10 protein-coding genes are annotated in these 11,336 nt (G+C 46.8%); all 10 read right to left on the bottom strand.

All coding sequences use genetic code 11. From position 1 onward, the window contains the following. Positions 1-142 precede the first annotated feature (142 nt). The gene (locus tag P5G61_RS31320; RefSeq protein ID WP_301250036.1) at positions 143-1,240 is read right to left on the bottom strand and encodes a PdaC/SigV domain-containing protein; all 1,098 of its coding nucleotides are present in this window, start codon (positions 1,238-1,240) and stop codon (positions 143-145) included. 366 nt (positions 1,241-1,606) lie between these two features. Beyond that, complete coding sequence (locus P5G61_RS31315; protein WP_024634131.1) at positions 1,607-2,359, bottom strand: SIMPL domain-containing protein; 753 nt, start codon at positions 2,357-2,359, stop codon at positions 1,607-1,609. Positions 2,360-2,506: 147 nt separating this feature from the next. Continuing rightward, positions 2,507-2,776, bottom strand: coding sequence for an HPr family phosphocarrier protein (locus P5G61_RS31310; RefSeq protein ID WP_017691248.1), 270 nt, complete (start codon positions 2,774-2,776; stop codon positions 2,507-2,509). Positions 2,777-2,955: 179 nt separating this feature from the next. Beyond that, complete coding sequence (whiA, locus tag P5G61_RS31305; protein ID WP_301250031.1) at positions 2,956-3,894, bottom strand: DNA-binding protein WhiA; 939 nt, start codon at positions 3,892-3,894, stop codon at positions 2,956-2,958. Positions 3,895-3,900: 6 nt separating this feature from the next. After that, a complete protein-coding gene (locus P5G61_RS31300; RefSeq protein ID WP_024634129.1) occupies positions 3,901-4,887 on the bottom strand; it encodes a gluconeogenesis factor YvcK family protein in 987 nt (328 codons plus the stop codon). Between the two features lie 13 nt (positions 4,888-4,900). Continuing rightward, a complete protein-coding gene (rapZ, locus tag P5G61_RS31295) occupies positions 4,901-5,800 on the bottom strand; it encodes an RNase adapter RapZ (protein WP_053782949.1) in 900 nt (299 codons plus the stop codon). A 51-nt stretch (positions 5,801-5,851) separates the two neighbouring features. Continuing rightward, entirely contained in the window at positions 5,852-6,802 is a 951-nt protein-coding gene (locus P5G61_RS31290; RefSeq protein WP_301250028.1) for an ROK family glucokinase, read from the bottom strand. Between the two features lie 452 nt (positions 6,803-7,254). Continuing rightward, complete coding sequence (locus P5G61_RS31285) at positions 7,255-8,286, bottom strand: AI-2E family transporter (protein ID WP_301250026.1); 1,032 nt, start codon at positions 8,284-8,286, stop codon at positions 7,255-7,257. A 160-nt stretch (positions 8,287-8,446) separates the two neighbouring features. Then, a complete protein-coding gene (gene trxB, locus P5G61_RS31280; protein ID WP_053782943.1) occupies positions 8,447-9,406 on the bottom strand; it encodes a thioredoxin-disulfide reductase in 960 nt (319 codons plus the stop codon). Between the two features lie 169 nt (positions 9,407-9,575). Next, positions 9,576-11,309 (bottom strand): tetratricopeptide repeat protein, encoded by a 1,734-nt coding sequence (locus P5G61_RS31275; protein WP_301250023.1) that lies wholly within the window; start codon positions 11,307-11,309, stop codon positions 9,576-9,578. Positions 11,310-11,336 lie beyond the last annotated feature (27 nt).

The raw sequence follows: 11,336 nt of genomic DNA, 5'->3' as shown, positions 1-11,336 counted from the left end.
AGAGAACGGTTTCTTTTTGTTTTACAATTTTGAAAACAGAGCTGTCCCTAGCCATTTATGACTTATGGGACAGCCCCTTTTTTGAAGATAATTTAAGAGTGCATGATATATATTTATTCGATTTCACCTTAACTCTAATACTTTACTTGTTTGCTGTTAAGCCACTGAACGGCTCTGTGCCTTTAGGTAGCAACTCTTTATACGTGAACGGGAATTCCGGGAATCCTTCTGCGTAAGCTGTGTACTCATACAACTGGAAGAATACAACTACACCTGTTGGTGTTACATAGAAATCCTGATCTTTATTCAGGCCTTTATAGCCTTCAAGGTAACCTCCACGAGCTTTAAGCTGAACTCCAACTTTTTTGCTTACCGTTTCACGCACAGTCTTGTTGTTTTGAATCAAATCATCCAGACTCAGTTCCTTACCGGAATCCAGGGCAAAGGTGTGTCCTGAACGAGTCGTCATGCCATGTGCACCAGCATAATCTTCATAACGCTGAGTGATCAGACCCAAAACACCATTTTCGTTGTACGTCACGACATAAGTGCTCTCAAATGCATATGGACGGTTCGCTGCTGCGTCGCCGAAATCCTTGGTTTGTTTTTTGAAATCCGATACAAAGGCATCGACTTCATCTTTCAGCACCTTGTTGATGGCCGCTTCTGCTTTATCGTTAGCCAATCCGCTCACCTGAGGATATTGAATATCGACTTCGGCGTTCTTGATGCTCACCTTCACGGTTGCTGCCTTAACCGCCACAGTATTCTGCTTCACCTTGCTCAGCGTCAGTGTCTTCGCTTTTCCATCCCAGCTGCCTTGAACTCCCAGATAATCTCTCATTGCAGAAAACGGAATATACAAGCGGCCATTAATCAGCTTCGCTTCGAATTGTGGGTAGTAATTGTTAATTCTAACACTCGGTGCCCCATCAATCATACTGATTGTCATCGTATTATTCGCTGCCGTTAAGGCGTACTCTTTAGCCTTTGCATCATATTTCAAGCTTCCACCCGCCACATCCTTCACTGCGGTAAGCGATACCCATGTAGAACCACCTTGCAGAAGTCCTTTTTGAGTAAGAGTTTTGCCTCCCGATTTCAAGGTTACCTCAGTTGGTGTTGTCACTTTCGTCGATACAGATGCCGCCTGTACGGAACTATCCTGCCATACAGTCCCGCTCCCCACAATAATTCCTGCCGCCAATAGTGCACTTGTCCATTTTTTCCATGATGTCATATATATAACTCCTCTCTCGAATTCAAATTTGAGTGTCATTGCGTATGTATCCTGATTTGTTCGTATGTCTCATACGCTTACCTCTTTATTATAATTAACCCAATTCCGGAAAGGTTTACAGCTTCAGTTACAATGTTGTTCGATCCAGATGCCTATAATGAAGGTTTTGTTACGAACAAATGGACAAAAAAGATACCAAAAAACAGCATTTTATTTCTCCATATTTCAACTCTTCTTTTCAAACTTCATCAAAGTCTGCCTTTATAACAAAAAAGACGCTGTCCATCGGACAACGTCTTTGTCATTATTACCCTCTCGCCCGATTTAACATATCTTTTAACGGACATTTGGTAATAATTATTTTGCTTATTTCATTTCATAAGTAATATTGAGCGTTGTGCTTACTTTAACCTGTCCTGTTTCGATGGCTGTTCCTCCATTAGTATCCGCTGCTTTGGACATCAGAGACTCACTTGCATAGAACACAGGCACATTAGCGTCACCTTGACTCACGGACAGAACAGCGCCCAATTGGCGTTTAACCGCTTTTGCAATAGCTCCAGCTTTTACATCAGCATTGGCAACTGCTTTCTCAATGACTTGAGCTTCAAAGCTCTCCGGTTTTTCGACCGTAAAACGTACATTCTCAATGTTGTTGGCACCAGCTTCGGAAGCAGCATCCAAAAGCTCTCCGATCTTGTCCATCTGACGATAAGTCACGGTCAGTGTATGATGAGCGGTGTACCCTTTGATCTTTTGTCCGTCTTTGTCGCTATACGTATAGTTAGGCTGTACGTAGAACTGGCTAGTTTGAATATCGTCCGCACTGATTTTCCACGTACTTTTCAGCAGATTGCTCACCTTTTGAATTTTCGCTGCATTCGCTTTTTGAGCAGAGGCAGCTGTATCCGCCGTACTGTTCACTCCGATGGAAAGATAAGCGATGTCAGGCTTCACCTGAATTTCACCTGTACCCACAACGTTAATCACGTTTTGTTGTACCCCCTGTACCTCAGCAGCATACGCATAATTACTAGGCGCCACCCACGCCGTACCTCCAACCAGCAATGTACCTGCAACCATCACCGCGCCCAGCGGTTTCATCCATAATTTACCCATTACGTTAGCCTCCTTAAGTTTTAACATCTCAATCTCAAATCGATTTGATACCTAACAGACGGGCTTAATTCCATAATGTTGCACTTGACAGCTATAAAACGCAAAAAAGCCCCTTTCGGGACTTCTTCATTGGGTTCAAATCATATCTTATTGGTTCTCAAGCTCTTCCTTGCTTACCAGACTAACTAAAGCGTTTACAGCCTGTTCGGCGTCCGCGCCTTCTGCACTAATCTGGATTTCCGTACCAGTACTGATTGCAAGGCTCATGATCCCCATGATACTTTTTGCATTTACTTTTTTGTCGTCCTTCTCGACGAACACTTCAGATGAGTACTTATTCGCTTCTTGAACGAACAGTGCCGCAGGTCTGGCATGGAGACCCGTTTTCAAACGGACAACTACCGGGTGCTTTGTCATGGAAACTTACCCCCTATTATGAAATCTGGACATTAAATACACAATTATATTTATAACATTATACCATATAACCAGAGCAGGACACTAGAAGAAAAACTCAGGGTAATTTGGATGTCATTATTATGACCCATTTTAGCCTTTTTACATCGCCTCATTACACCTGAGCTGCCTCTCCTTTTTCAACCGTAACGCTCGTTACGAACCTTCTCAGCCAGCTCATCAATTTTGCGGAGCCGGTGATTCACTCCGGACTTGCTGACTGTACCCTTAAGCAGTTCGCCTACTTCCTTCAAGTTGATATCCGGATGGGCGAGTCTGACTTCAGCCACTTCACGAAGCTTCTCAGGCAACGACTCCAGACCCACTTCCTTTTGCAACAGTCTGATGTTATCGATCTGTCTGACTGCTGCTCCAATCGTTTTGTTCAGGTTCGCCGTCTCACAATTGACGATTCGGTTGACGGAATTACGCATATCACGCATGATACGCACATCCTCGAACTTGAAAAGAGCCTGATGTGCACCAATGATACTGAGCAGCTCAATGATTTTCTCGCCTTCCTTAATGTATAGGATGAATCCTTTTTTGCGTTCTATACACCGGGCATTGAGATGAAATTCATTCGCCAGATCCACCAGGGCCTGACAGTGCTCCTCATACATGGACGCAATCTCCAGGTGGTAGGATGAACCTTCGGGATTGTTGACAGAGCCTCCCGCCATAAATGCCCCTCGAAGATAGGCACGTTTACAGCAGTTATTATGGAACAGCTCTCCACTGATCCCGGGAGTAAACAAAAATCCTTCAGAAACAATGTACAGCTCTTTTAAAATCTCCTGTACCATGGTTGGAATTCGAACAATATACACATTGTTCTTTTTCAGCCGCATTTTTTTGCGGACAAGCAATTCCGTATGCACTTGAAAATGCTTTTTAAGCAGAGAGTATGCCCGTCTTGCAATGGCGGCATTCTCCGTCGAAATATCCAAGATGACTTTTTTATTCGATAACTGCACCGCACCAAGCATACGGATGAGGGCTGAAAGTTCCGCCTTTTCGCAGCACGGTTCGCTTTCAATCATCGTTAGTTCTTTTTTGGTCTGTGCTGCAAACGACATGGGACTTCACCTCTTCCGTAACATCCAATTTTGTACAAGTTGATAGATGTGATGGCTCAGCTTGTCGGCATCATGACGCAGATAAGTCCGGAACAGGACCAACGTATCCGCAACCACTTGATAACCGGCACTCTTCAGCACATTCATATCGAGCACAACCGGTTTAGCTCCTTTTTCCGCATACTTATTCTGCACCTGCAGCGGAATATCACCATTATTTACAATGACATAGTCGAAAATCTGGTGTCCTATATGTTCATGTACCGCCTTGAGGTGGTCACTCACCGTGTAATTATCCGTCTCTCCCGGCTGTGTCATCACATTACAAATAAACATTTTCACAGCGTCAGCCTCAACGACAGCTTCAGCCAACTTAGGTACAAGGAGATTGGGCAGAATGCTCGTGTAGAGACTCCCTGGTCCAATCAGGATGGCGTCTGCCTGACGAATGGCCTCCACAGCCTCTGGCAACGGCTCCACGTGATCCGGTTCAAGGAAAACACGTTTGATCCGTAAGCCAGCTTCAGGGATCTTGGACTCGCCCGTAACAATCGAGCCATCCTCCATCTCTGCATGCAGTATTACGGCCTGCCCGGCTGCAGGCAGCACCTCACCCCGAACGGCAAACACGCGGCTAAGTTCCCGCACAGCGGTCACGAAGTCGCCCGATATATCCGTCATTGCAGCCAAAATCAAGTTACCCAGGCTGTGGCCTGCAAGCCCCGCGCCTGTATTGAAGCGATAATTCAGCATATCCGACAACAACGGTTCTACATCCGCTAGCGCCGTAAGTACGTTACGAATGTCGCCCGGAGGCGGCATTTGCAGCTCATTACGCAGGATGCCCGAACTTCCTCCGTCATCCGCCACCGTCACGATGGCCGTGATGTCCAGCGGCTTTTCCTTCAAACCGCGCAGCATCACGGATAATCCGGTTCCGCCGCCCATGACTACAATTCTCGGACGTTCTCTTCGTGGTCCGGCTTCTTTCATCCCTTCACCCTCTTCAATGACGGTCCCGGTCGGCGTCGCGATGGCTCACGGTGACAGCCTCAGTTTCGCTGCTTCCCAACATTTTGCCCAAATATTCCGATATTGCTACCGAACGATGCTTGCCTCCGGTACAGCCGATTCCAATAATAACCTGGCTTTTGCCTTCCTTCCGGTATTGCGGAATCAGAAAATGCAGCATATCCAGCAGCTTGGTCAGAAACGCCTGCGTCTCCGGCCATTTCATAACATATTCGTATACATCACTATTCTGTCCCGTATTCGGACGTAAATGCTCAATATAATGCGGATTTGGCAAGAAACGAACGTCAAACACCAGATCCGCATCAATTGGAATACCGTATTTGAACCCAAACGACGTAATATTTACCGACAGCATATGGCTTTCCAGATGAGAAAAGCGGGATATGATGCGCTCTTTCAGTTGAGCAGGCTTCATCGTACTTGTATTCAGCACCTGAGTGGCGGAATTTTTGAGCTCCTCCAGCATTTTACGTTCCAGCCGGATGCCGTCCAGCGGCATGCCCTCAGGAGCGAGTGGATGTCTGCGCCTGCTCTCCTTATAGCGCTGGACCAATACAGAGTCTGTCGCGTCCAGGAATAATATTTCGCAATGAATGGTAAAATGATCTTTAATATAGTTCAGTGACTCGGACAAAGCCGTAAAGAACTCACGCCCGCGAAGATCGATAACAAGTGCGACCTTGCCAATTTTGCCGTTCGATTGTTCAATCAGTTCCGCGAATTTCGGAATCAATACCGGCGGTAGATTATCCACACAGAAGAAACCAAGATCCTCCAGGCTTTGTACTGCAATCGTCTTGCCTGCCCCGGACATGCCCGTAATGATAATGAGCGTGGCGCCTGTGCCCGGTGAAACTTCACCTTCAAGCATAAATGTCCCCTCCTTATCATATTGCTGTCGGATTATATTGTTACGAGGTTACTAGGAACGCAAGAGAAGACCAGCCGCGCCAACAATACCTGCATTATTGCCAAGTGTTGCTTCAAGAATTTTAACGCCTTCTTGCAGTGGTTCAGGTGTCAGTTTCGCAAATACAGTGCGTACTTCATCAAACAAAATATTACCCGCTTTGGATACACCGCCACCGATAATGAACATCTCGGGGTTAATTACAGCCGCTACAGCCGCCATCGATTTACCCAAATAGAACGCTGCACGATTGACGATACGCAATGCAACTTCATCGCCCGCCTTGGCTGCATCAAATACTTCCTTGGCTGCAATTTTGTCAACGAGTGCCAGTGATGTATGATCTCCACGCTCTACAGCATCTTTGGCCATACGAATAATCCCAGTTGCTGAAGATACAGTTTCCACGCATCCCATTTTGCCACATCCGCACTGGATCGCTTCCAGATCAGGGACAACACTGACATGACCCAGCTCACCAGCCATACCGGAGAAACCCTGATAGATCTTGCCGTTCAGAATCAGTCCGCCACCAACGCCTGTACCAAGCGTATAGCATACACAGTTGTCCACGCCCTTGCCAGCGCCAGCCCAGGCTTCACCCAGTGCAGCCACGTTTGCATCGTTATCTATTTTGACCGGCTTGCCCAGACGTTCTTCCAAAATCGAACGAATGGCTACATTCCGAAATCCGATGTTGGGGGCAAGAACGATAATTCCCTCGCGTACATTGGTGAACCCAGCCACGCCCGCTCCAACACCTTCAAGCTGCTCCCAGCTGTAAGGCGATTCGGCAACGATATGACGGACATACTTCTCGATGTTGGCAATGACCGTGTCAACGCCCTTATCCACTTCAGTCGGTCCTTCATACGTATACATAAGCTGACCGTGTTCATCACATATACCGACCTTGATTGCTGTTCCGCCGAGATCGACCCCAACGTAGATTTTCTCAGACATGCTACAAGCCACCTTTATCTATCTATAATAGTTTAATCCTACGTACCAACTATAATTGAAGGATACGCCTGGGTCAAGACGATAAGACCTTTGCTGTGATTAGCTTCCCCGCTATTGTGAACAACATCACAGGCTATTTTTGAATACGTATACAACCCCATTTGTCTCTATTAAAAACGCAAGCTTCATTTCTTCCTCCATAGAAGAGGAAGCCTCAACTCATGATATTGCAATATCATGAGTTCCATGCGTAAAAGATGATCGTTGTCACCTGAAAGTTATGACACCTCTTATTAACACACACCCATTGGTTCCAGGATAGAGATACCTTCTCTTACTTCGTCCCCCTTCGGGAAAAAGAGCACAAAAACGCCAGCCCGAGAACGGGAGGCGTTTTACATTTTTTAGACACATTCCACATACCTGTCCTTCAGCAGCTATTCAGCTACTGGTCACAACTTCGTTTCCACACGTAGGGGTTCTTCCGTTTTTTCCATCTTGTTAACATCCAGAATATCAAGCAGGAAGACAAAGATCGGAATACCGATGATAAGCCCCCAGATGCCCAGGAAATGTTGAGATAGAATCAGTACGATAAACGTGTAGAACATCGGCAATTTGGTTTTGTGCGCCATCAGTTTCGGATTCAGGAAGTACGTCTCCAGCGCATGAATGATGATGATCATAATGATCACGATCACGCTGAGCTGCAATCCTCCCAGTTGATATCCGATTAGACACAGCGGAATCAGTGAGATGATAACCCCCGCAACGGGTACCAGACTCAGCATGAATACCAGAATGGTCAAGGCGAACAAATACGGGAAACCGAGTATCCATAATCCCAGAATCGTCAAAGCTGTATTGAATACCGCAATCAACAACTGCGCCTCGATCACTTTCCCAAAGGAAGATACGAATTTATCCCCAAGGTACGCCACTTCATTATAGAACCAGCCGATCTTGCTTGTTTTGAACTTGGAGGTAAACTTGGAGATCTCCCGCTTCTGCAACAAGAAGAACAGACTGAGGATGATGACCAGCAGAATGAACTCCAACCATTTACTTAACGCAAAAATATACTTCAATGCATCGTTGGTATAGTTTTTGATATCGAACGATTGCAGATAACCTGCAATTTTGGAAGCGAAATTATCCCCGTCAGCGGTATCCAGAAACTTCATAATCTCATTCGTTAACTGAACGACCTGATCCACGATCCGTGGTGAATACCTGGAGATGCCCAGTACAATCGCTGCAATAACGATAAGATAGAGCAGGATGACGACGACTTTATAGTTAACCGGAAATAAACGATTCAATTTCTCTGTGATAAAATGCTGCAACCTGTTCATGACATACGTCACCAGGAATAACAGCAAAATCATGTGCAGCATACTCCCCATGCTGAAAAGCACCAAACAAAACAACAGCAGAATCAAAAATCGCCGCACTGTTGCATTCTGTAACCAATCTTTTATCATTTCCCCCAAAGTCTTCACCTCACAGCTAATATGCCCATTATGTATACGATCTGATGCTCATTTTGGTTTCAAAAAAAGAGAAGCCTTCCGGCTTCTCACATCAGGAGACTTCCCGTTGTCTCTATTACTTAATTTATGCCAAACCATACCCTTTTCATGCTTACTTATCCAGTGTTTCGCTCCAGTCATGCACAATGCTGCCTTCAAGGAATTTCTCGCAGTCCATTGCGGCCATACACCCTGAACCTGCTGCTGTAATGGCCTGGCGGTACTTCGTATCCTGAACATCACCACAGGCGAACACACCCGGAATGTTAGTCTCGGTAGTACCCGGTTTAACCACAACATAGCCGTGTTCATCCAGTGTAATCTGATTGCTCAGGAAACCCGTATTCGGTGTATGCCCAATTGCAATAAATACGCCGTCCGCTTCAAGCAATTCTTCCTGCCCAGTCTCATTATTGCGTACCTTAAGCCCTTTAACCCCCAGAGCTTCAGGCACAACTTCGAGCGGTGTGCGATTCAACGCCCATTTTACCTTTTCGTTGCTGCGAGCCCGATCCTGCATGATTTTCGATGCACGCAGTTCGTCCCGGCGGTGAACCAGAGTAACGTCTGTTGCAAAACGGGTCAGGAAGCTGGCTTCCTCCATCGCGGAGTCCCCACCGCCGACAACGACGATTTTTTTGCCACGGAAAAAGAATCCGTCACATGTGGCACATGTGCTTACCCCACGTCCCACATTCTCCTGCTCTCCCGGAATGCCGAGATAACGGGCCGAAGCGCCGGTAGAGATAATGATCGAATCGGCTTCCAGTTCACCGATGCCTCCAACTTTAACCTTGAAGGGCGGTTTACTGAAATCCACTTCCTCCACCCAACCATTTTTGAACTCCGCTCCAAAACGCTCCGCTTGCTTGCGCATATTGTCCATCAATTCCGGACCCATGATGCCTTGTGGAAAACCAGGGAAATTCTCAACTTCCGTTGTCGTCGTCAATTGACCACCCGGTTGTAGACCTTCGATAACCAGTGGGTTTAGATTAGCACGAGCCAGATATATCGCTGCTGTCAGACCCGCAGGTCCGGTTCCGATCACAATCGTTCTGTATTTAGACATATAGATACAGCCTCCTTAATAAGGTTGAGAGTGTGTTGAGTGGCGATTAACTTGCTATGATGATATCCTACAGGCATGTCGAGACCTATTCGTTAAGTTTACCCGTTTTCCAGGCCAATGTATCCTTCACGCCATGAAGTCTTCTCCAAAGCGAGGTTCCAAGGAACATTTACACGATCGGTGGGTTGGAGTTGCATACTTTGTTAATTTGCCGTGCATATTTGCTAACTGTAGCAGCTGATATGCCATATCGATCAGCTATGCTTTGGTAGGTCACCGGACGACTATGAATTTTGGCCGCCAGATATTCCAATCCCGCAGCCAAGCCTTCAATTTGCTTCGTCCCAGGCTCCTCCGGGTGTACGCGAGATACATAGTCGGTCCACAGCCGCTCCATTTCTTCCTGCAATTCAGCCTTGGCTTCAGACATTTGTAACGCACGGTCCACGACCGCCTGCCAATGCGAAGAAGGTTTTTTCTCCGTATGTTCCGTCAACGACTCCATCTTCGTAATGGAGCGTTTGCTCATTGCCGTTAGCGTTCGCAGAACAGGAGAATCATCCTGCTTCGCTGCTTCTGAATCAAGACCATTTAGTACGGAACGAGCGGCTTCCACCAGCTCCTGATCTTCACCGGGTTCCTGGATAAAGGATTCCAGTGCCTGCCGCACCTCATAATCACCAATCATGCCAAGAGCATGAATGACCTGAAGCTTGGTTGCCCGATCCCCATGTCGCAACGCCCAGAAGAAGGAGGAACGGATCAAAGGATCACTTTTCATCTCTTCAGGTATGCCGTTGCCATAGTTCTCCCATTGTCTGAATTGCTCGTCAAACGGCAGATGATAGTGATAACTTAGTTTTTCCGGATCTTTTCCTCCCTGTCTCACAGCCTCAAGTTCCGACAGATAGTACCGGGATACTTCCGAACCCGGGTCCAGCTTGCCCACGTGACGCCACAGACGTTCTGCGGAATCGTAACGTTCCGTATTATAAGCCGCGACTGCTGCATAATGTGCGAGAGCCGGGTCTGCAGCGGTTTCTTCATCCTTCAACAGGCGACGGAAATGTACATAAGCTGTATCATGTTGACCCAGGATACCCATCGTGGTAGCCAGTTTGTAGACCTGTTCGTGCTGGAAAGGCACGATAACACGCAATTTTTTGATCAGAAGCAGCACTTGGTCAGCCCGATTCTCGTTCTGGTGAAAGATTGCGAGATTACACAATGCATGCAAATTACCAGGCTCCTGCTCTAGTACTTCGGCAATCGTCTCTTTCGCTTTGGGAAACAGCCCCATATAATAATAGGCAAGCGCCAAGTTGTTGCGAGCAGCCAAGTAATCAGGATAATCGGGTGCCATGCCTTCCAGCAGCTCAGCCGCCTGTGCAAACTTCCCTTGTTCCAACAATTCCCGCGCCTGATCGTGCTCAACGACACCTTTACGTGATTTGATCCGGTTCAGTTTGGCTGGTCGATCCAGCTCATAGTACAGAAGCTCCATCATCTCTTCGGCTTCCGTCATAAACTGACCCTGGGTATCCTCCTCCAAATACGTAACAAGCGCTTGCTCAGCTTCTTCAAACCGATCCATATTCGCATAATTGTTCGCCATGTAGAAGTAACATTCCGTCATGGACGGATCTACCACGTCGAGCACATGCGCAAGAACGGCATTCGAAGCCTCGTAATCCCCTTTCTCTGATAATATACCCGCCATATTACAATGATTCACCGGATTTTCCGGTTCATATTCAACAGCTTTACGAAAATATTTTAATGCCTTGTCGACGTGATTACGGTCCAGCGAGCGGACAGCTCTCTCAAAAAAGAAAGAAGCATCCAAGTGAATCGGTATAACATTGGCAAGGTGTCCCTCAGCCCGCAGTAGCTTGCCCTTCATCTTCCAAGGCACCTCCTCTTTGCTTTC

It is taken from the genome of Paenibacillus vandeheii, assembly GCF_030433635.1.
Taxonomy (GTDB): domain Bacteria; phylum Bacillota; class Bacilli; order Paenibacillales; family Paenibacillaceae; genus Paenibacillus; species Paenibacillus vandeheii.
The sequence above is the reverse complement of the archived record's forward strand: the minus strand, read 5'-3'. Positions and strand labels throughout refer to the sequence as shown.

Bases quoted from the DNA above. Each gene is read 5' to 3' on its own strand.
- trxB (WP_053782943.1), bottom strand. From the start codon at position 9,406: ATGTCTAAATACAGAACGATTGTGATCGGAACCGGACCTGCGGGTCTG.
- P5G61_RS31290 (WP_301250028.1), bottom strand. From the start codon at position 6,802: ATGTCTGAGAAAATCTACGTTGGGGTCGATCTCGGCGGAACAGCAATC.
- rapZ (WP_053782949.1), bottom strand. From the start codon at position 5,800: ATGCTTGAAGGTGAAGTTTCACCGGGCACAGGCGCCACGCTCATTATC.
- P5G61_RS31315 (WP_024634131.1), bottom strand. From the start codon at position 2,359: ATGGGTAAATTATGGATGAAACCGCTGGGCGCGGTGATGGTTGCAGGT.
- whiA (WP_301250031.1), bottom strand. From the start codon at position 3,894: ATGTCGTTTGCAGCACAGACCAAAAAAGAACTAACGATGATTGAAAGC.
- P5G61_RS31320 (WP_301250036.1), bottom strand. From the start codon at position 1,240: ATGACATCATGGAAAAAATGGACAAGTGCACTATTGGCGGCAGGAATT.
- P5G61_RS31300 (WP_024634129.1), bottom strand. From the start codon at position 4,887: ATGAAAGAAGCCGGACCACGAAGAGAACGTCCGAGAATTGTAGTCATG.
- P5G61_RS31285 (WP_301250026.1), bottom strand. From the start codon at position 8,286: ATGATAAAAGATTGGTTACAGAATGCAACAGTGCGGCGATTTTTGATT.
- P5G61_RS31275 (WP_301250023.1), bottom strand. From the start codon at position 11,309: ATGAAGGGCAAGCTACTGCGGGCTGAGGGACACCTTGCCAATGTTATA.
- P5G61_RS31310 (WP_017691248.1), bottom strand. From the start codon at position 2,776: ATGACAAAGCACCCGGTAGTTGTCCGTTTGAAAACGGGTCTCCATGCC.